The organism is Pseudomonas sp. H3_C08, from assembly GCF_054669455.1.
In genome coordinates, this window is record NZ_CP162803.1 from 3,174,982 (window position 1) to 3,196,337 (window position 21,356).

The 21,356-nt window shown below is 59.0% G+C and carries 16 protein-coding genes; 8 read left to right on the forward strand and 8 right to left on the reverse strand.

Annotated elements, in window-relative coordinates:
• Positions 1 to 27: 27 nt before the first annotated feature.
• A complete protein-coding gene (gene fadB / locus AB4N74_RS14505; RefSeq protein ID WP_093433666.1) occupies positions 28 to 2,175 on the reverse strand; it encodes a fatty acid oxidation complex subunit alpha FadB in 2,148 nt (715 codons plus the stop codon).
• Positions 2,176 to 2,693: 518 nt separating this feature from the next.
• A complete protein-coding gene (locus AB4N74_RS14510; RefSeq protein ID WP_320337459.1) occupies positions 2,694 to 3,131 on the reverse strand; it encodes a hypothetical protein in 438 nt (145 codons plus the stop codon).
• A 103-nt stretch (positions 3,132 to 3,234) separates the two neighbouring features.
• On the opposite strand from AB4N74_RS14510, the gene AB4N74_RS14515 reads away from it, so the two are divergent.
• The gene (locus AB4N74_RS14515; RefSeq protein WP_320337458.1) at positions 3,235 to 3,672 is read left to right on the forward strand and encodes a universal stress protein; all 438 of its coding nucleotides are present in this window, start codon (positions 3,235 to 3,237) and stop codon (positions 3,670 to 3,672) included.
• Positions 3,673 to 3,846: 174 nt separating this feature from the next.
• Here the strand turns inward: AB4N74_RS14515 and AB4N74_RS14520 are convergent, their stop codons facing one another.
• Entirely contained in the window at positions 3,847 to 5,769 is a 1,923-nt protein-coding gene (locus AB4N74_RS14520) for an ATP-binding cassette domain-containing protein (protein ID WP_320337457.1), read from the reverse strand.
• Positions 5,770 to 5,983: 214 nt separating this feature from the next.
• On the opposite strand from AB4N74_RS14520, the gene AB4N74_RS14525 reads away from it, so the two are divergent.
• A complete protein-coding gene (locus AB4N74_RS14525) occupies positions 5,984 to 7,912 on the forward strand; it encodes a transglycosylase SLT domain-containing protein (protein WP_093433658.1) in 1,929 nt (642 codons plus the stop codon).
• 82 nt (positions 7,913 to 7,994) lie between these two features.
• Here the strand turns inward: AB4N74_RS14525 and AB4N74_RS14530 are convergent, their stop codons facing one another.
• Positions 7,995 to 9,800 (reverse strand): ABC transporter transmembrane domain-containing protein, encoded by a 1,806-nt coding sequence (locus AB4N74_RS14530; protein ID WP_186624467.1) that lies wholly within the window; start codon positions 9,798 to 9,800, stop codon positions 7,995 to 7,997.
• Positions 9,801 to 10,056: 256 nt separating this feature from the next.
• Between AB4N74_RS14530 and AB4N74_RS14535 the strand changes: the two genes are divergently transcribed.
• Positions 10,057 to 10,236 carry a PA1571 family protein gene (locus tag AB4N74_RS14535; protein ID WP_093433652.1) on the forward strand — a complete coding sequence of 60 codons (180 nt, stop codon included), beginning with the start codon at positions 10,057 to 10,059 and terminating at the stop codon, positions 10,234 to 10,236.
• Between the two features lie 168 nt (positions 10,237 to 10,404).
• On the opposite strand, the gene pdxB is transcribed toward AB4N74_RS14535, so the two are convergent.
• Entirely contained in the window at positions 10,405 to 11,547 is a 1,143-nt protein-coding gene (gene pdxB / locus AB4N74_RS14540) for a 4-phosphoerythronate dehydrogenase PdxB (RefSeq protein ID WP_460100969.1), read from the reverse strand.
• A gap of 159 nt (positions 11,548 to 11,706) precedes the next feature.
• On the opposite strand from pdxB, the gene AB4N74_RS14545 reads away from it, so the two are divergent.
• Positions 11,707 to 13,116, forward strand: a complete 1,410-nt coding sequence (locus AB4N74_RS14545) for an MATE family efflux transporter (RefSeq protein WP_099756799.1) — start codon at positions 11,707 to 11,709, stop codon at positions 13,114 to 13,116.
• A 49-nt stretch (positions 13,117 to 13,165) separates the two neighbouring features.
• On the opposite strand, the gene tusA is transcribed toward AB4N74_RS14545, so the two are convergent.
• Together tusA and rlmM are read right to left on the reverse strand one after the other, a co-directional pair.
• Positions 13,166 to 13,414, reverse strand: a complete 249-nt coding sequence (tusA, locus tag AB4N74_RS14550) for a sulfurtransferase TusA (RefSeq protein ID WP_093433644.1) — start codon at positions 13,412 to 13,414, stop codon at positions 13,166 to 13,168.
• Between the two features lie 181 nt (positions 13,415 to 13,595).
• Entirely contained in the window at positions 13,596 to 14,669 is a 1,074-nt protein-coding gene (gene rlmM / locus AB4N74_RS14555) for a 23S rRNA (cytidine(2498)-2'-O)-methyltransferase RlmM (RefSeq protein WP_093433641.1), read from the reverse strand.
• A 222-nt stretch (positions 14,670 to 14,891) separates the two neighbouring features.
• Here rlmM and acnA point away from each other — a divergent pair, with 222 nt between their 5' ends.
• Positions 14,892 to 17,633, forward strand: coding sequence for an aconitate hydratase AcnA (acnA, locus tag AB4N74_RS14560; RefSeq protein WP_460091634.1), 2,742 nt, complete (start codon positions 14,892 to 14,894; stop codon positions 17,631 to 17,633).
• A 443-nt stretch (positions 17,634 to 18,076) separates the two neighbouring features.
• Here the strand turns inward: acnA and AB4N74_RS14565 are convergent, their stop codons facing one another.
• The gene (locus AB4N74_RS14565) at positions 18,077 to 18,565 is read right to left on the reverse strand and encodes an SRPBCC family protein (protein WP_093433632.1); all 489 of its coding nucleotides are present in this window, start codon (positions 18,563 to 18,565) and stop codon (positions 18,077 to 18,079) included.
• A gap of 196 nt (positions 18,566 to 18,761) precedes the next feature.
• Between AB4N74_RS14565 and AB4N74_RS14570 the strand changes: the two genes are divergently transcribed.
• From AB4N74_RS14570 to AB4N74_RS14580, 3 genes are all read left to right on the forward strand, one after another.
• Positions 18,762 to 19,682 (forward strand): ADP-ribosylglycohydrolase family protein, encoded by a 921-nt coding sequence (locus tag AB4N74_RS14570; RefSeq protein ID WP_460100975.1) that lies wholly within the window; start codon positions 18,762 to 18,764, stop codon positions 19,680 to 19,682.
• A 57-nt stretch (positions 19,683 to 19,739) separates the two neighbouring features.
• Positions 19,740 to 20,144, forward strand: a complete 405-nt coding sequence (locus tag AB4N74_RS14575) for a lysozyme inhibitor LprI family protein (RefSeq protein ID WP_460100979.1) — start codon at positions 19,740 to 19,742, stop codon at positions 20,142 to 20,144.
• Positions 20,145 to 20,748: 604 nt separating this feature from the next.
• On the forward strand, positions 20,749 to 21,354 hold the full coding sequence (locus tag AB4N74_RS14580; protein WP_093433623.1) for a hypothetical protein: 606 nt from the start codon (positions 20,749 to 20,751) through the stop codon (positions 21,352 to 21,354).
• The last annotated feature ends 2 nt before the right edge of the window (positions 21,355 to 21,356 follow it).

A 21,356-nucleotide genomic window follows, 5' to 3' on the forward strand; every position in this document is an offset into this window, starting at 1 on the left:
GTTCACTCTCACTCTAGTTGGGGGCGCTTAACCGAAGAAGCTCTGGCCGTTTTTGGCCATTTCGCGCAGCTTCGCGGTCGGGTGGTACAGCGCGCCCAAATCAGCGTATTGGTCAGCCAGGGCAACGAACTCGGCAACACCGATCGAATCGATGTAGCGCAGCGCACCGCCACGGAATGGAGGGAAACCGATACCGTAGACCAGACCCATGTCGGCTTCGGCGGCAGTTTCAACGATGCCGTCTTCCAGGCAACGCACGGTTTCCAGGCACAGCGGGATCATCATCCAGTTGATGATGTCTTCGTCTGTGACTTCGCGCTGCTCGTAAACGATCGGCTTGAGCACTTCCAGCACCGAAGGGTCGGCGACTTTCTTCTGCTTGCCTTTCTTGTCGGCCTCGTAGGCGTAGAAGCCCTTGCCGTTCTTCTGGCCCAGGCGCTTGGCTTCGTACAGCACGTCGATGGCCGAACGACGGTCATCCTTCATGCGATCCGGGAAACCTTCAGCCATGACGTCACGACCATGGTGACCGGTGTCGATGCCGACCACGTCCATCAGGTACGCCGGGCCCATCGGCCAGCCAAATTTTTCCATGACTTTGTCGATACGGACGAAGTCGACACCGGCGCTGACCAGCTTGGCGAAACCGCCGAAGTACGGGAACAGCACGCGGTTAACGAGGAAGCCCGGGCAGTCGTTGACGACGATCGGGTTCTTGCCCATTTTCTTGGCGTAGGCAACGGTGGTGGCAACAGCCAGCTCGCTGGACTTCTCGCCACGGATCACTTCCACCAGCGGCATCATGTGCACCGGGTTGAAGAAGTGCATGCCGACGAAGTTTTCCGGACGCTTGAGGGCCTTGGCCAGCAGGCTGATGGAAATAGTCGAGGTGTTGGACGCGAGGATGGTGTCCTCTTTGACCTGACCTTCGACTTCAGCCAGTACAGCTTGCTTGACCTTCGGGTTCTCGACCACAGCTTCGACAACCAGATCGACGTGACCGAAGTCGCCGTAGGACAGGGTCGGACGAATGGCGTTGAGCACTTCAGCCATTTTCGCAGCGGTCATGCGACCCTTATCAACGCGGCCAACCAGCAGTTTGGCGGCTTCAGCCAGACCCTGCTCGATGCCGTGCTCGTTGATGTCCTTCATCAGGATCGGCGTACCTTTGGAGGCCGACTGATAAGCGATACCGCCACCCATGATGCCGGCGCCGAGTACAGCGGCCTGCTTCACGTCTTTGGCGATTTCGTCGTAGGCCTTGGCCTTTTTCTTCAGCTCCTGATCGTTCAGGAACAGACCGATCAAGCTCTGCGCGGCAGAGGTCTTGGCCAGTTTGACGAAACCGGCAGCTTCGACTTCCAGCGCCTTGTCACGACCGAAGTTCGCGGCTTTCTGGATAGTCTTGATCGCTTCAACCGGCGCCGGGTAGTTCGGGCCAGCCTGGCCGGCGACGAAACCTTTGGCGGTTTCGAAAGCCATCATCTGTTCAATAGCGTTCAGCTTGAGTTTTTCAAGTTTCGGCTGACGCTTGGCCTTGAAATCGAACTCGCCGGAGATGGCGCGCTTGATCAGTTCAAGGGCAGCTTCCTGCAGTTTTTCAGGAGCAACCACGGCGTCGACGGCGCTGACTTTCAGGGCGTCTTCAGGGCGGTTTTCCTTACCGGAGGCAATCCACTCGATGGCGTTATCGACACCGATCAAGCGCGGCAGACGCACGGTGCCACCGAAGCCTGGGTAGATACCCAGCTTGACTTCCGGCAGGCCGATCTTGGCTTTGGTCGACATGACGCGATAGTCAGCCGCCAGGCACATTTCCAGACCGCCGCCCAGGGCGATGCCATTGATGGCCACTACGGTTGGGACGTTGAGGTCTTCGAAATCGCTGAAGATCTTGTTGGCTTCGAGATTGCCAGCAACCAGCTCGGCATCCGGCAGCTTGAAGTTGTCGACAAATTCGGTGATGTCGGCGCCGACGATGAACACGTCCTTGCCACTGCTGACGATCACGCCCTTGATCGAAGCATCTGCCTTGATGGTGTCTACGGCCTGACGCAGTTCGTTCAGGGTTAGACGGTTGAACTTGTTGACGGACTCACCCTTGAGGTCGAATTTCAATTCGACGATGCCACTTTCAAGAGCTTTAACCGTGATGGCTTTACCTTCGTAAATCATCAACTGATCTCCACGATATGGAAGCTGAACAGTACACGTCGGACGCAGGCGAATGGCTCGGCAGGACGCTTTTTCGTCGATGCTAACGCCAATCCACCCGGCACACCCGCCAACGCGATAGTCGGGATTCTGTAGGAGCAGTCTGTAAGACAAACGCTCAATTCATACGCCCGTTTGATTTGGGTACGTCACCTTCACGGAATTTCCGACAATTGTCAATCGCCCAAAATACGGGTTGAAATGCGACTTTGCGGTCATTTCTGTAAGACGAAGACCCGCAACACGCGTCTGCATGTGAAGCCATTCATAGAATCAATAGTTAGAAAAGTCGCCCTAATTCGCAGCAGCCCTTGTTTAAAGGGCTACGCTGGGTGGACGACAGGGAAATGCGTTGACAGAACCTGCATCAAAAAAGATTTCCGGCCTGCCTGGCCAACCCCGCCCGATGAATCATGTCGGGCTTTTTATTGCGCGTCTGCCGGACGTTCCCCACCGTTGCAGTGGGAAAAGTCCGCGCGTCACGCCAGTGCTTTCAGAGTGACGTCGATGTCCTGCAACACCGACGCTTCGCCCTTCTCGCCCCAGTACAAGGCGATCATCTGCTTGTCTGCTTCGACTTTGAAAACGTTGCCTGGCAACTTTTCGAAATGATTGAGCAGCGCCCGATCTTCGCAGACTTCCTGCCATTGATTGACCCACACACCCGGCGATTTTTGCCAGAAAGTCCAGCAGGCAGGCGACTTGCCACGGCGCGGCCGATGATACTGCGCACACGGATTCGGCGGCTCTTGCGCCAGCCAGTGCGGCCACTCCTGAGGCGCCAGTTGCATGGCCAGCCCCATGCGCCGCGCCTCCATGCGCAAGGCGATGCGACCGCTTTGCGCGCGCGATGGGCGCAACCACGCCAACGGACTCAAAACCACCAGCAGGATTGACACCACCAACCAGACCGTCATATCTCTATTCCCAATTCTTGGTGAGCGCATTGTGTCACTTTAGAACCAATGCGCTTGAAACCAGCCATACTTAACAATATTGAAACCTCACGAGGAGCACCTCATGCCCTACCACCACATCCTGGTCGCCGTAGATCTGACCGAAGAGTGCGACCCAGTGATTCACCGCGCCCGCGAGCTGTCGGTGAGCAATGGCGCCAAACTGTCGCTGGTGCATATCGTCGAACCAATGGCGATGGCATTCGGCGGCGACGTGCCGATGGATCTGTCACAACTGCAACAACAGCAGTTCGATCAGGCCAAGGAGCGTCTTGAGCGTCTGAAACTCAAGTATTCCGAACTCGAAGGCGCCAACTGCCACCTGACCTATGGCCAGCCACGCCAGGAAATCCATCACTTCGCCAAAGAACAGCTGTGCGATCTGATCGTGGTCGGTAGTCATGGTCGTCACGGCCTGGCGCTGTTGCTCGGCTCTACCGCCAATGACGTGCTGCACGGCGCACCATGCGACGTCCTCGCCGTCCACCTGGTCAAACGTTGAAACACTGATCATTGTGGGAGCGAGCCTGCTCGCGAAGGCGTCGGCACATTCAGCATTAATGCCGCCTGACACACCGCATTCGCGAGCAGGCTCGCTCCCACATTGGGACTGCGCTTACATGTGAAAAGCCCGGCGTTCATCACTGAGCGCCGGGCTTTTTCACATCAGGAACATTCAGGCGTCCAGCTCGGCCCAACGCTCCAGCAACGCATCCAGCTCAGCCTGCAACTGCTCCAGCGAAGCAATCACCTTGGCCGTTTCAGCCGCAGGACGCTGATAGAAACCGGCTTCAGCCATTTCAGCTTCCACGGCAGCAATTTGCTGTTCCTTGGCGTCGATATCGCCCGGCAGCGCTTCCAGCTCGCGCTGCAGCTTGTAGCTCAGCTTTTTCTTGGAAACCGGGGCAGCAGCGGCAGGCGCAGCAACCACAGCAGGCTCAGCGGTGACCACCGCCGAATTCAGGTCAGCCTTGCCGGATTTGCTTTCGCTTACGCCCAGCAGACGCGGCGAACCGCCCTGACGGATCCAGTCCTGATAACCACCGACATATTCACGCACCTTGCCTTCACCTTCGAAGACCAGAGTACTGGTGACCACGTTGTCGAGGAATGCCCGGTCGTGGCTGACCATCAGCACAGTGCCATTAAAGGTCAGCAGCACTTCTTCGAGCAGCTCGAGGGTTTCCACGTCGAGGTCGTTGGTCGGTTCGTCGAGTACCAGCAGGTTCGCCGGTTTGCTGAACAGTTTGGCCAGCAACAGACGCGCACGCTCACCACCCGACAGCGCCTTGACCGGCGTGCGGGCACGCTGCGGGCTGAACAGGAAGTCGCCGAGGTAGCTCAGCACATGACGGCTCTGACCATCGATATCGATAAAGTCTCGACCTTCGGCGACGTTGTCGATCACGGTCTTTTCCAGATCCAGTTGATGACGCAACTGGTCGAAGTACGCCACGTCGATCCGCGTGCCCTCTTCCACTTTGCCGCTGGTCGGTTGCAGACCGCTGAGCATCAGTTTCAGCAGGGTGGTCTTGCCGGTACCGTTGGCGCCGAGCAGACCGATACGGTCGCCGCGCGTGAGCACCATCGAGAAATCCTTGATCAGGAACGGGCCGCCCGGGTGAGCGAAACTCACGTTCTCGAGGACCATCACCTGCTTGCCGGACTTGTCGGCCGTGTCCAACTGAATGTTGGCCTTGCCGGTGCGCTCACGACGCTCGCTACGCTCCACGCGCAACGCTTTCAGGGCGCGGACGCGGCCTTCGTTACGGGTGCGGCGCGCCTTGATACCCTGGCGGATCCAGACTTCTTCCTGGGCCAGTTTCTTGTCGAACAGCGCGTTGGCGGTCTCTTCGGCGGCCAGCGCGGCTTCTTTGTGCACAAGGAAACTGGCGTAGTCGCCGTTCCAGTCGATCAGGCCGCCGCGATCCAGTTCGAGGATGCGCGTGGCAAGGTTTTGCAGGAAGGAACGGTCGTGCGTGATGAACAGCACGGCGCCCTGGAAATCTTTCAGGGCTTCTTCGAGCCAGGCAATCGCACCGATGTCCAGGTGGTTGGTCGGTTCGTCGAGCAGCAGCAGATCGGGCTCGGACACCAGCGCCTGCGCCAGCAGCACGCGACGACGCCAGCCGCCGGACAACTGGGCGAGGGTCTTGTCGGCCGGCAGTTGCAGACGGCTCAAAGTGCTTTCGACCAGAGTCTGCAAGCGCCAGCCATCACGGGCTTCGAGGTCTTGCTGAACGTGCATCAGCTTGTTCAGGTCATCTTCAGTAACGCAGTTCTGCGCAAGGTGATGGTATTCGGCGAGCAACGCGCCCACGCCATCAAGGCCTTCAGCGACCACGTCGAACACCGTCCGATCGTCGGCCACCGGCAATTCTTGCGGCAATTCGCCGATTTTCAGACCGGGGGCACGCCACACCGAGCCTTCATCGGGCTTCTGGTCGCCCTTGACCAGTTTCATCATGCTGGACTTGCCAGTGCCGTTGCGGCCGATGATGCACACCCGCTCACCACGGGCGATCTGCCAGGACACCTTGTCCAACAACGGCATAGCGCCGAACGCAAGGGACACATCGCTGAATTTGAGCAGGGTCATGAGCTTCTCCAAAAACCGGGCGCGCATTCTACCTGAGTTAGGGCTTCAACAGGCCGGCAATTTGTCTGTCGAAGCACTCTGCACAACATTTGTTGCGAACTTGTGCTGCGAGGCCGGCAAAGCTTTCGCCGCTTGCTGGCAAAAGGCTAAGCTACAGACAATTCAGTGCTGACCGAGGTCGGCACTTGTCATGATTTCTCTGCCCGGATGTCTCATGCGCAGTCGCCTTTTCAGTGTCTTGTCCTGTTTGCTACTTACCGCCGCTGCCGCTCAATCCGCCCAGGCGGTGGACCTGTCCACCCAACGCCAGTATTACGATGAAGCCAAGCGCGCCCTGGCCAAGGGTGATACCGGCCCGTATTTCCGTTACAGCCAGGCGCTGGCCGATTACCCGCTGGAACCGTATCTGGCCTACGACGAACTGACCGCGCGGCTGAAAACCGCGAGCAACGCGGAAATCGAGAAGTTCCTCGCCGAACACGGTGACCTGCCCCAGGCCAACTGGATGAAACTGCGCTGGTTGCGCTGGCTCGCCGACCGTGGCGACTGGGCGACCTTCGTCAAGTATTACGACCCGAAACTCAACTTCACTGAACTGGACTGCCTGAATGCGCAGTACCAGATCAGCAGCAACCATAAGGCCGAAGGTTACGCCAACGCCGACAAGCTTTGGCTGACCGGTAAATCGCAACCTGCGGCGTGTGACGCGCTGTTCGGCATCTGGGCCGCCGACGGCCAGCTCACCGAACAAAAACGCTGGGAGCGCACCAAGCTCGCCGCTCAGGCACGCAACTATCCACTGGCCAACAGTCTGGTCAACGGCCTGACCACCCTCGCCCCGCGCGGTCGTTTGCTGGTGGATGTGGCGCAAAAACCGGAGTTGCTCAATCAGCCTTCGCGCTTCACCCCGGCCGATGAACCGATGTCCGATGTGGTCAGCCTCGGCTTGCGCCGACTGGCCCGTCAGGATCCGGACAAGGCCATGGCGTTGCTCGACGGTTACGCCAGCAGCATGCATTTCTCCCGCGATGAAAAAGTCGCGATTGCCCGGGAAATCGGCCTGACCCTTGCCCGTCGTTTCGACAGCCGCGCGCTGGACGTGATGACCAAATACGACCCGGAGCTGCGCGACAACACCGTCTCGGAATGGCGCTTGCGCCTTCTCCTGCGTCTGGCCCGTTGGGACGACGCCTACCAGCTGACCCGCCGTCTGCCGCAGGATCTGGCCACCACCAACCGCTGGCGCTACTGGCAGGCGCGTAGTCTGGAACTGGCCCAGCCGCAAAACCCGGAAGCGCAGACCCTGTACAAAAACCTTGCGCGCGAACGTGATTTCTACGGTTTCCTTGCCGCCGACCGCTCGCAATCGCCGTACTCGCTGAACAACAAGCCATTGGTCCTCAGCCAGGCGCTGATCAACAAGGTGCGCAACACGCCGGGTGTACGCCGCGCGCTGGAATTCCATGCCCGTGGGCAAATCGTCGACGGTCGTCGCGAGTGGTATCACGTCAGCCGCCATTTCAATCGCGATGAAATGGTTGCCCAGGCGAAACTCGCTTACGACTTGAAATGGTATTTCCCGGCGATCCGCACCATCAGTCAGGCGCAGTACTGGGACGATCTGGATATCCGCTTCCCGATGGCCCACCGCGAAACGCTCGTGCGTGAAGCCAAGGTACGTGGCCTGCATTCGAGCTGGGTGTTTGCCATCACCCGCCAGGAAAGCGCTTTCATGGACGACGCCCGCTCCGGCGTCGGCGCCAGCGGCCTGATGCAATTGATGCCGGGCACCGCCAAGGAAACCGCGCGCAAATTCAGCATTCCGCTGGCCTCGCCGCAGCAAGTTCTGGACCCGGACAAGAACATCCAGCTCGGCGCCGCATATCTGAGCCAGGTGCACAGCCAGTTCAACGGCAACCGCGTCCTCGCCTCCGCCGCCTACAACGCAGGTCCTGGTCGCGTACGCCAATGGCTGCGCGGCGCCGATCACCTGAGCTTCGACGTGTGGGTGGAAAGCATTCCGTTCGACGAAACCCGTCAGTATGTGCAGAACGTGTTGTCGTACTCGGTGATCTACGGCCAGAAGCTCAACTCGCCGCAGCCGCTGGTGGACTGGCATGAGCGCTACTTCGACGATCAGTGATCACCCGACTGACGCCGACTAAAGAAAAATGCCCGTATCGCGAGATACGGGCATTTTTTATGGGCACAACCTGAGCGGCTATTTAGTGAATGGCAGGATCGGTGACAGGATTCGTTGAAGCACTCTTGCCATCATTGAACTGCAAAGCCGCCAACCGCGCATACAGTGGATTGCTGGCAATCAGTTCCTGATGGGTGCCAATGGCCACAAGCTTGCCCTGATCCATTACCGCAATCCGGTCAGCGTTTTTCACCGTGGCCAGTCGATGCGCGATCACCAGCGTGGTGCGGTTTTGCATCAGGCTCGGCAGGGCTTCCTGAATCAGGTGTTCGCTCTGCGCATCAAGGGCGCTGGTGGCTTCGTCCAGCAGCAGGATCGGTGCGTCGACCAGCAACGCCCGGGCGATCGCCAAGCGCTGACGTTGGCCGCCGGACAGGCCGAGGCCACCATCGCCGAGATGGGTCTGGTAACCGTTGGGCATTTTCTCGATAAAGTCGTGGGCGTGAGCAATTTTTGCCGCGTCCTTGACCTGCTCCAGCGTCGCCCCGGGATTGCCGTAACGAATATTCTCTTCAACACTGCCGAAAAACAGCGCCGGCGATTGTGATACCAGGGCGAAGTGACGGCGCAGGTCCAGCGGATCGAGGCTGGTCAACGGCACGCCATCAATCAGGATCTGCCCTTCCAGCGGATCATAAAAACGCAACAGCAAGTCGTACACGGTGGACTTGCCAGCGCCGGACGGCCCCACCAGCGCCAGTGTCTCGCCAGCGCGAATGGTCAGATTCAAACCGTTGACGGCGTAGCTTTCCGGACGCGAAGGGTAGGAAAAACGCACGTCCTGCAATTGCAATTCACCCCGCACGCGCTCCGGCAAGGTCATCAACCCGCTGACGGGCGGCTGGATGATGTTTTCCGAACCCAGCAGTTCAGCGATACGTTCGGCGGCCCCCGCCGCGCGCTGCAGTTCGCCGATCACCTCACTCAACGTGCCAATCGCACTGCCGACGATCAGGCTGTAAAAGACAAACGCCGCCAGTTCACCCCCGGTGATGCGCCCGGCGATCACGTCCATGCCTCCGACCCACAACATCACCGCCACGGCGCCGAGCACCAGCACAATCACCATGGTGATCATCCACGAACGCTGAAAGATGCGTTTTCGCGCGGTGTCAAACGCGTCCTCGACCGTCGTCGCGAAACGCCGCTCATCCTGGACCTGGTGGTTGTAGGCCTGCACGGTTTTGATCTGGCCGAGGGTTTCCGACACATAGCTGCCGATATCGGCGACCCGGTCCTGGCTCAGCCGCGACAGATTGCGCACGCGCCGGCCGAAAATCAGGATCGGTGCAACCACGAACGGCAAGGCAATCACCACAATGCTGGTGAGTTTCGCATTGGTCACGAACAGCAGGATGACGCCACCGATAACCATCAACAGGTTGCGCAGGAACATCGACAACGACGAGCCGATCACCGATTGCAACAGCGTCGTGTCGGCCGTCAGCCGCGACTGGATCTCGGAACTGCGGTTGTTCTCGTAGAACCCGGGGTGCAGATAGACCAGATGGTTGAACACCTCGCGGCGGATGTCGGCCACGCAGCGCTCGCCGATCCACGACACCCAGTAGAACCGGGCAAACGTGCCCACCGCCAGACCCAGCACCATCAACATGAAGATGCCGATGCTCTGGTTGAGCTGGTGCGGCGACTGAGTCATGAAGCCCCGGTCGACCAACAGTTTGATCCCCTGCCCCATCGACAAAGTGACGGCGGCCGTAACGATCAACGCCAGCAGCGCAGCGATGACCTGCCAGCGGTAAGGGGCCAGAAATCGACTGGTCAGACGCAGCGCGCGACGGTGTCGTGAAGAAAGCTTCGGGGTCATTCAGGTGTACATCCGTGTTGATGAAAGGGCTAGCGTAAACCTTCTTTGGGGTGGAACTCTGTAAATCACAATGAGTCAGGTTAAATATGCCCCCAAAGACTAGGCCATAGTTGCTATCGGTCTAACGTCAAGGTTGAGACGAACGGTCATTTCTGTTGGACTGGAATTGCCGCTCATGACGGATCGAAAGGCGCTGTCACAGCCTGGTCACGTGGCGGTTTTAATCTGGGTAAACAACCTGATGAGGAGACAGGCCATGTCCTTGCAACACAGCAGCGATGACAAGATTGAAGTGATCCGCACCAAGCCCGGCCAACCTCTGGGTTGCTCGATTATCGATAAGGATGGGCGTGAAGTACCGATCACCGAAGACATGATCCAGGACGCGTGCCGCGAACTGGACAAGCGATTGGTCAAGCCTGCCAAACAAAAGTGATATAGCCACCGTCTTCCTGACCCGGCCCCTTTGGCCGGGTTTTTTCTGTCTGTAAATCCGGCATTTGTGGTGAGACCTTCGCGAGCAGGCTCGCTCCCACAGGAGATCGTCAGTGAGTGCGAGATCCTTGTGGGAGCGAGCCTGCTCGCGAAAGGGCCGACCCGGTTTCTAGACCGTCACCGCCCCCAGCGCCGCGACGATCTTCGCCAACGCCGGCGAATCCCCTTCAATCCGCACCTTCAGCCCTTCAATCTCGCGCCGCACCGGATACTGTTTACGCAACACATCGAACGCCGCCCGCTGCTCGCCGACATTACCTACAAGGCTGCGGCGAAAATCCGCATCATCACGGCGCGGGTCGTACACGCCTCGGCACAACATCGCCAGCGCCCAGGCCGGCTCGCTGTCGCCATGCAAGGTCACTTGCGACAACCACGGCGCCGGTAGCAGCTCACTGAGTTGAATGCTTGCTGGCTGGCCGATGAATTGGCAGTAAGCCTGATAGATCTGCGCCGTTCCGCGCTGTTTGCCATCAAGGCTGTAACCGGCAATGTGCGGAGTGGCGAGTACGCAAAGCTCGGCCAATGCAACATCAACCTCAGGCTCGGCCTCCCAGACATCGAGAACGGCTTGCAGGTCTTCACGCTCCAGCAGCACTTCGCGCAGCGCGGCGTTATCCACCACCGGACCACGCGCCGCGTTGATCAGCCATGCACCGGGCTTGAGCTGCTGCAGACGCTGCTGATCGAACAGATGCCAGGTCGCACCAACGCCGCTGCGTGTCAGCGGTGTGTGCAGACTGATTACGTCACACTGCTCGATGATTTGCTCAAGGCTCACGTAATCGCCGCCCTCGGCAGCCTGACGCGGCGGATCGCAGACTTTGACGTTCCAGCCCAACCCTTTCAGAACCTTGATCAGACGCCCTCCCACCTCACCGGCGCCGACGACACCATAAGTCCGCTGAGTGAGATCGACACCTTCGATTTCGGCGAGGGTCATCAGACTGCCCAGCACATAATCGACCACACCACGGGCGTTGCAGCCGGGTGCGCTCGACCAGGTGATGCCGGCCTCATTGAAGTAGTCGAGATCCAGATGATCGGTGCCGATCGTGCAGGTGCCGACAAAGCGCACCTTGCTGCCCTCAAGCAACGTGCGGTTGACGTTGGTCACCGAGCGCACGAGTAACACGTCGGCCTGCGCGACCGTCGCACGGTCGATGGAACGGCCCGGTACCCGGCGGATCTCGCCGAAACCGGCAAAAAAGGCATCGAGCAGCGGGATATTTTCGTCGGCAACAATCAGCATGGCGGGCTCCTTAGGCGGATCGGCAGTTTAGGTGCAGATCGGTCGCCGGGCCAGCGGGCTTTGCGCTTACAAATCCGCAACAGAGGATTTTTCCTGACCAAGGCGTCAGCGGCGTAGAATGCGGCGCCTTGCGCATCAACAGCTGTGGACGTTTTTCCCGTGAATTCTGTAACTGATCAACCTGTCGCCGTCTCCCTCACTCGCCCCGCGCGGATTCGCCTGGAGTTCAAGAACCTGCTCGCCCTGGCATTGCCGATCATCATCGCGCAACTGGCGACTACGGCCATGGGCTTCGTCGACGCGGTGATGGCTGGCCGCGTCGGGCCAAAGGATCTGGCAGCGGTGGCGCTGGGCAACTCGATCTGGGTGCCGGTGTTTCTGCTGATGACCGGCACTCTGCTGGCAACCACGCCGAAAGTCGCTCAGCGCTTCGGCGCCGGTACCCACAGCGAAATCGGCCCTATCGTCCGTCAGGCGTTGTGGCTGGCGCTGGTGGTCGGACTGATCGCCACCGCCATGCTGGTGGCCGCCGAGCCGGTGCTGCACCTGATGAAGGTCGATCCCGAGTTGATCGGCCCGTGCATGCAATACCTGCACGGCATCGCCAGTGGTCTGCCGGCAGTGGCGTTCTATCACGTACTGCGCTGCACCAGTGACGGCATCGGCCGTACGCGTCCTGCCATGGTGCTGGGCCTGTGCGGTCTGGCGCTGAACATTCCGCTGAACTACATCTTCATCTATGGCCATTTCGGTGTGCCGGCGATGGGCGGCGTCGGTTGCGGTTGGGCCACGGCCATCGTGATGTGGGTGATGGCGCTGGGGCTGGCCGGTTATGAGCGCTGGGCACCGGCCTATCGTTCGAGCGAAATCTTCAGCCGTTTCGACTGGCCACAATGGACAGTGATCAAGCGTCTGCTGGCGATTGGTCTGCCAATCGGTATCGCCGTGTTTGCCGAGTCGAGCATTTTTGCCGTGATCGCCCTGCTGATCGGCAGTCTTGGCGCCACCGTGGTGGCCGGGCACCAGATTGCCCTCAATGTCAGTTCGCTGGTGTTCATGATTCCGTATTCGCTTGGCATGGCGGTGACCGTGCGCGTCGGTCAGGCACTGGGCCGCGAAGAGCCACGCGAAGCGCGTTTTGCCGCTGGTGTCGGCATGGGCACCGCGCTGGCTTACGCCTGCCTGTCGGCGAGCATGATGCTGTTGCTGCGCGAGCCGATTGCGGCAATCTACACCGCTGACCCGACGGTGATTCACATCGCGGCGATGCTGATTGTGTATTCGGCGCTGTTCCAGTTTTCCGACGCGATCCAGGTCACCGCCGCCGGCGCGCTGCGTGGCTATCAGGACACGCGCGTGACCATGATCCTGACCCTGTTCGCCTACTGGGGCATTGGTTTGCCGGTGGGTTACGCCCTTGGTCTGACCGACTGGCTCGGCGAGCCACGCGGCCCGAGTGGTTTGTGGCAGGGTTTGATCGTGGGCTTGAGCTGTGCGGCGTTGATGCTGTCGATTCGCCTGACGCGCAGTGCGCGCAAGCGTATTCGGATCAGTCGCTCGGCGGGTTGATCGCCCATAAAAAAAGACCTGCAGATGCAGGTCTTTTTTTTGCCTTTGATCAGGACTTTTTGCGGATCCAGTACAGATAAGTACCGGCTTCTTCGTGCTGGCTCACCAGTTCATGGTCGAGAAACACGCAGAACTTGGGGATATCGCGTTTGGTCGACGGGTCGGTGGCGATCACTTTGAGCAGGCCGCCGGGCGCCAGATCACGAATGTGTTGATGCAGCATCATCACCGGCTCCGGGCAATTGAGGCCGGTGGCGTCGAGGGTGCCGTCGACCGGGGTATCGATCATTTCACTCATGATTCACTCCTGAAACTGGCCGGCATTGTCGCGCATTGCCGGGTATTCGGTCATCTGTGGCGTTACGCCACACCCCTGTAGGAGTGAGCCTGCTCGCGATGGCGTAGTGTCAGCCAACATCAATGCTGAATGACCCAGCGCTTTCGCGAGCAGGCTCACTCCTACAGGGTTATGTGTTGTGTCAGCGGGATTTGGCTTTCTTGGTGTCGTGACGGCGCAAATGGCAGGTCACTTCTTCGCGGTCGTGATACAGCTGTTTGCAGCCGATATCGACCTTGATCCCGCGTGCCTTGAAACCATCGGCAATGCGTTCGAGCAAGCGCTTCACTTCGGCGTAACGCTGCTTCATCGGCAACTTCAGGTTGACCACCGCCTCGCGGCAATGCCCTTCGCCGATCCACTCTTCCAGCATGGCGGCATTGCGCGCCGGTTTCTCGACGATGTCGCAGACCATCCAGTCCACCGGTTGCTTGGGCTTGAAGGTGAAACCGTCTGCCATCAAATGCTGAACCAGTCCGGTATCCATCAGACTTTCAGCCATCGGGCCGTTGTCGATCGCGGTCACCAGCATGCCGCGATTGACCAGTTGCCAGGTCCAGCCGCCCGGCGCGGCGCCGAGGTCGACGCCGGTCATGTCGCTGTGCAGACGATCCTCCCACTGATCACGCGGGATGAAGTGGTGCCACGCCTCTTCCAGCTTCAGCGTCGAACGGCTCGGTGCTTCACGCGGGAACTTCAGCCGCGGAATGCCCATCGGCCACATCGCCGAATTGCCGGCATCGGCCATGCCGAGAAACACTTCACGACCGCTCTTGAAGGTCAGCAGCAGACGCGGTTTGCTGGCGTCATCCACCAGTTTGCCGGCGCCGGTCAGGGCCTTGCGCAGCGGGCCTTCGAATTTCTTGCAGAAATTCGACAGTTCCTTGCCGTCGTTGGTGTCGACGACTTCCAGCCACAGGCTGCCGCACACCGGGAATCCGGCCATGTGCGCGAGGATCACGCTGATGCGGTCGGTTTCCGGCAAATCGATGAAAACCCCGCGCGCCCACTGGCGCGGGAAGATCAATTCAGCGAAACGCTGACCGCGCATCAGGCGCTCGGCGCCGTCTTCTTCGGTGCAGACAAACTCGGCGCAGGCGGTAGCCGCTTTGGCCTTGGCGTAGCCGGCCACGTTGAGTTGCGCGGCGAGGTCGGAAATCTCCGAACAGACTTCGCCTTCGAAGCCTGGCCGGCAATGCATGAATAGGGTGTTCATTCTTACTCCTGGGCAGCGGGCGATCATTCGGCCGCCGCGCGATGCTCAGGCCTTGCGTTGAAGCAAAGCCTGTCACGAAAACCGGCGCATGATAGCCGATGTCGGAACCTTGGTTCCGCTCATAGAGTCCAGTTATTAGCCAGCTACCTAAAACAGGGCTAGGTTTAAAGCTCTATTCGTCCCCTCAATCCGTAGCCGTGCGGATTCAAAGGAGTGATCGTAATGCCGTCCCTCGATAGTCTGAAAACGCTCAAAACCCTGCAAATCGATGACAAGACCTACCACTATTTCAGTTTGCCGGATGCCGCCAAAAGCCTGGGCGACCTCGACAAGCTGCCCATGTCGCTGAAAGTCCTGCTGGAAAACCTGCTGCGCTGGGAAGATGAAAAAACGGTCACCGGCGCCGACCTCAAGGCGATTGCCGCCTGGCTCAAGGAGCGCCGCTCCGACCGCGAGATTCAATACCGCCCTGCCCGGGTGTTGATGCAGGACTTTACCGGCGTGCCCGCCGTGGTCGACCTTGCCGCCATGCGTGCGGCGATGGCCAAGGCCGGTGGCGATCCGCAGCGAATCAATCCGTTGTCGCCGGTGGATCTGGTGATCGACCACTCGGTGATGGTCGACAAGTTCGCCACCGCCAGCGCGTTCGAGCAGAACGTTGACATCGAAATGCAGCGCAATGGCGAACGTTACGCCTTCCTGCGTTGGGGCCAGAGCGCTTTCGACAATTTCAGCGTGGTGCCGCCGGGTACCGGTATCTGTCACCAGGTCAACCTCGAATACCTCGGCCGCACCGTGTGGACCAAGGATGAGGACGGCCGCACCTACGCGTTCCCCGACACGTTGGTCGGCACCGACTCGCACACCACCATGATCAATGGTCTCGGCGTACTCGGCTGGGGCGTCGGCGGGATCGAAGCCGAAGCGGCGATGCTCGGGCAACCGGTGTCGATGCTGATTCCGGAAGTGATCGGTTTCAAACTGACCGGCAAGCTCAAGGAAGGCATCACGGCCACCGACCTGGTGCTGACCGTCACGCAAATGCTGCGCAAGAAAGGTGTGGTCGGCAAGTTCGTCGAGTTCTACGGTGACGGCCTCGCCGACCTGCCGCTGGCCGACCGCGCGACCATCGCCAACATGGCCCCGGAATATGGCGCGACGTGCGGTTTCTTCCCCGTTGACGACGTAACGCTGGAATACCTGCGCCTGTCCGGGCGGCCACCGGAAGTGGTGAAACTGGTCGAGGCGTACACCAAGGCTCAAGGCCTGTGGCGTCTGCCCGGTCAAGAGCCGGTGTTCACCGACAGCCTGGCGTTGGACATGGGCAGCGTCGAAGCAAGCCTCGCAGGGCCAAAACGCCCGCAGGATCGCGTTTCGCTGCCGAATGTCGCACAAGCGTTCAGCGACTTCATGGATCTGCAATTCAAACCCACCAGTAAAGAAGAAGGACGTCTGGAAAGTGAAGGCGGTGGCGGTGTCGCGGTGGGCAATGCCGATCTGGTCGGCGAAACCGAATATGAATATGAAGGCCACACTTATCGCCTGAAAAACGGCGCCGTGGTCATCGCCGCGATCACGTCCTGCACCAACACCTCGAACCCGAGCGTGATGATGGCCGCCGGCCTGCTGGCGAAAAAAGCGGTGGAAAAAGGTCTGACCCGCAAACCTTGGGTGAAGAGTTCGCTGGCACCGGGTTCGAAAGTGGTCACCGACTACTACAAGGCTGCGGGGTTGACGCAATACCTCGATCAGCTCGGCTTTTCCCTGGTCGGCTATGGCTGCACCACTTGCATCGGCAACTCCGGGCCACTGCCGGAGCCGATCGAGAAAGCCATCCAGAAAGCTGACCTCACCGTCGCCTCCGTGCTCTCCGGCAACCGCAACTTCGAAGGCCGCGTGCATCCATTGGTGAAAACCAACTGGCTGGCCTCACCGCCGCTGGTGGTCGCCTATGCCCTGGCCGGCAGCGTGCGCAGCGACATCAGCAGCGAACCGCTGGGCGAAGATCAGCAAGGCAATCCGGTGTACCTGCGCGATATCTGGCCGACCAGCAAAGAGATCGCCGACGCGGTCAATCAGGTCAGTACGGCAATGTTCCATAAGGAATACGCCGAAGTGTTCGCCGGTGATGAACAGTGGCAAGCCATCGAAGTGCCGCAAGCGGCGACGTATGTGTGGCAGGACGATTCGACTTACATCCAGCATCCGCCATTTTTCGACGACATTTCCGGCCCGTTGCCTGAAATCAAGGATGTCAAAGGTGCACGGGTGCTGGCCCTGCTGGGTGATTCGGTGACCACCGACCATATCTCCCCCGCCGGCAACATCAAGGCCGACAGCCCGGCCGGGCGTTATTTGCGCGAAAAAGGCGTGGAGCCACGGGACTTCAACTCCTACGGCTCACGTCGCGGCAATCATGAAGTGATGATGCGCGGCACCTTCGCCAACATCCGTATTCGCAACGAAATGCTCGGCGGTGAAGAAGGTGGCAACACGATCTACATTCCGACCGGCGAAAAACTGGCGATCTACGACGCGGCGATGAAGTATCAGGCTTCGGGAACGCCGCTGGTGGTGGTTGCCGGACAGGAATACGGCACTGGCTCTAGCCGTGACTGGGCGGCCAAAGGCACCAATCTGCTGGGGGTCAAAGCGGTGATCGCGGAAAGCTTCGAGCGAATTCACCGTTCCAATCTGGTGGGCATGGGCGTGTTGCCGCTGCAGTTCAAGCTTGATCAGAACCGCAAGAGCCTCAATCTCACCGGCAAGGAAACCTTTGAAATCCAGGGTCTGACCGGCGTCGAGCTGACACCGCGGATGAATCTGCCGCTGCTGATCACCCGTGAGGACGGGCGCCAGGAGAAGATCGAGGTGTTGTGCCGGATCGATACGTTGAATGAGGTGGAGTACTTCAAATCGGGCGGGATCCTGCATTACGTCCTGCGCCAATTGATCGCCTCGTAACGCACAAACCAAAGTAGGAGCTGCCGCAGGCTGCGATCTTTTGATCTTGCTTTTAAAAGCCAAAGTCAAAAGATCGCAGCCTGCGGCAGCTCCTACATACAGGCGAAAAAAAACCCGCCGAAGCGGGTTTTTCCCAAGACCATTATCGACTCCCTGTCGGCAGCGATCCTTGCAAATGGTCGATCATCCTTGATCCTGAAACACTCCCTGTGTCTCAGTTGATGTGTGTAGATTACGCGGTGGATCCAATCGCCAATAGTCGTAAAAGCTACCAGCGCGTGTAGGACATTCGCCATAGCAACCCTTCCGAAAACCCCTAGCCGTGTCAGGCAGCAAGCATGGAAGCCGCGATCTGCGCGACGTTCAGCTGTCCTGGGGCCTGTTTCCAGCACCACCGTGCACATGGCCGGCTGTCGCTGTCGTTCAGGCAAGATTCGAAGGTCTCAGCCACCGTCACGCTCGCGGGCCTTGGCGCTCTCGGCAAGAAACTGTTCGAGCCGGCTCAACTGCTCCTCCCAGCCACGGCTGTCCATGTAATACGCCTCTTTCTGGCGAATGTCAGGAATGTGCGCGAAGCCGGATTCGGACACTTTCAGCAACGTACCGCTCTCGAAGTCTTCCAGCTCGAACCTGACCAACGTAGTCGGCTCCTGGGAGTAGTCGATCTTCGGATTGACCGCATACGGATGCCAGCGAAACGAAAACAACTGCTGCGGCTCGACCCGCTCGATCAGCACGTTCCACAACACGTGTTCATAACCCGGATACGTGACCTGCCCTTGCGTCCATTCACCGGCAATAAAACGCCTGCCCTCCAGCGCCACCCCAAACCACTGGCCAAACGCCTCGGCATCGACCAATGCACGCCAGACATGCGAACGCGGCGCCTTGAGCGTGATTTTGCGTTCGAAACTATTGGGTACTGGTTTCATACGTCACCTCCTGTTTTGAACACTAGGCCTGTATGACCACATGTCCAATGTGAAGTTGTATCAAGGCGGTGCAGTCATTCATCGGCAAGGACACATCAAGCTGCACTTTTTGACCGTTGCTGTGATGGATCCAGGCACCCTCTGCCCAACGAAACTGTTACCTTCTCCAGCGAATTTGAATCTACAAGGACGAATCATGCCGCCATCCCTCGCTGAACGTTACCGCGGAGCCCTGCTCGGTCTTGCGTGCGGCGACGCTGTCGGTACTACGGTTGAGTTCAAACCACGGGGATCATTCCCACCATTGACCGATATGGTCGGCGGTGGCCCGTTCCACCTCAAGCCAGGACAGTGGACCGATGACACTTCCATGGCCCTCTGTCTGGCAGAAAGCCTGCTGAACAAGAATGGATTCAACGCTGCCGACCAGATGGGCCGCTACCTCAACTGGTGGCAATGGGGTTACCTCAGTTCGACCGGTGAATGTTTCGATGTCGGCATGACCGTCAGCCAGGCGCTCGCGCAGTATCAACAAACCGCTGATCCCTTCGCCGGCTCGACCGATCCGTACAGCGCCGGCAACGGTTCGCTGATGCGTCTGGTGCCGGTGGTGCTGTTCTACTTTCCCGATGCCCGGAAAATCCAGAGCTTTGCCGCCGACAGTTCGCGAACCACCCACGCAGCACCTGAAGCCATCGAATGCTGCCAATTGTTGGCCGGGTTGATTGCCAGAGCGCTTGAAGGCGCAAGCAAAGCAGAACTGCGTCAGTTGCCTTCCGCCAGCTTCTCGCAATCCAAGGTTGCCGCCATTGCGCGTGGCGAATACCTCGTTCAGTCCGAGACGGATCTCAAAGGCAATGGCTACAGCGTGCAGTCCCTGGAAGCGGCGCTGTGGTGCTTTCACCAGACGGACAGCTTCGAAGCGGCCATTTTGCGAGCGGCCAACCTGGGTGATGACGCCGATACCACCGCCGCGATCACCGGTCAGTTGGCCGGCGCCTATTACGGCGTGCGGGGCATTCCTGCACATTGGCTGGAAAGGCTGCACGATGGTGAGGAGATTGCGGCCATCGCCGACCGTTTGCTCGACGCCTCCCGAATGCGCCTGCCTGAATAAGTGCGAAGCAGCCGCTACACTGCTCGGCACTTATCTTCGATACAGCGAGACTTGACCATGTCCCCACGCCTGCTTCTGGCCCTCACCCCCTTTCTGTTCACTCCCCTCGCCCACGCCGCCGTCGACTGCGCCAATGCCAGCGATCAAGCGACGATGAATCAGTGCGCCGGGCAAGACTTCAAAGCGGCGGACAAGGAGTTGAACACCGTGTATCAACAGATCATCGGGCGATTGAAGGACAACCCGGATGGCAAGAAGCTGTTGGTCAGCGCGCAGCGGGCGTGGCTCGGGTTTCGGGATGCCGAGTGCAAGTTTTCATCGTCGGGAGTTACTGGCGGGAGCGTTTATCCGTGGGTTTACAGCAGTTGTCTGACGGGGGTGACCAAGCTGCGGGTTGAGTCGCTGAAACAGTATTTGAAGTGTGAAGAAGGTGACATGAGCTGCCCGGTGCCTAGGGCCTGATTTTTTTGCGGCGGCTTTGAGGATCCTTCGCGAGCAGGCTCGCTCCCACATTGGAATGCATTTCAAATGTGGGGGCGGAGAACATCTTTCACCTTTACGGAATTTGATGACGAGCACACTGATCAGACCTAAGGTTTCGACCCGGCAGCCATCGATGAAATCCTCGGACTCACGGCCCGCAACTTGTGCAGTGTAGTGATTCTGCCGCTAGGGCATAGAGCCACTGAGGGAGAGTGGTTGGTCAACTTGAAAAAGGTTCGGCGCTCGCGGGAAAACTTCATTACCGAGATCAAGTAAGACCGGTTAGAGCGGGGACTGAAGCATGCTTGTGGCGCATGCCCCCCGCTCCAATCATTCGCAGAACCCGTCATCGATATCAGCGGCCACCGCGTAGGTCGCGGCCCTCCCCTGCTCTCGACTTGCTTCGAACTCGAAAATCTATCGACATAGAAATCCCCGCAAATCGATTGAACTGAGGTTCACTCTATGACCACTGCGTCCGATGCCAACAACGCCCTTCACAAAACAAGAACAATTTATTATTGCCATTCGATAATTTAACATCGAGAATTAGTCATTCCCAATGACACCGCAAGGATTTTTCATGAGTACTCGTAACAACGGATTGGCACTGCAGCGCATGCATTGGGTGGGATTACTGGCAGCGATTCTTGTCTGGGTCTTAGCGGTGACCGAGGTCGGTGGCAACGCTTCGATCTGGTTCTTCCAAACGGATGAAATGCTCGCGGCTCTGCTCTACGCCTTCGCCGAAAACTCGCCGCAATTACTTGACCCGTTTGTCGAAGGTGCCCTGCTTGCCCCCGATACATGGCTCTCGCCACTGGTCACTGCGCTGCTCGTCGTTTTGGATTTCCTGCCCGTCCTGCTTTCGACCTACGTGCTCTGGCTGACAGGGTTGTTTTTCCTGCGCTTGTCCCGCGGCGAAACCTGGACCGAGCGCAACATCAAGGTGTTATGGCGAGTGGGGATTCTGTGCATCATTTCTCCGGCCGCCTACCCCCTGATAGAGACCTTGCAAGGTTTGGCCCTGTCTATTGATCTGCCGCCAGGGGATCGTATTTTTCAGTTCTCGATCGGCCTGTCTTCCACTTCTGCCTACGAGATTGTCAAAGGCGTATTGCTCTGTTTGTTTTCAATTATCATGCGCGATGCAAAAGTACTCAGCGATGAGCAAAGCCAATACATATAGAA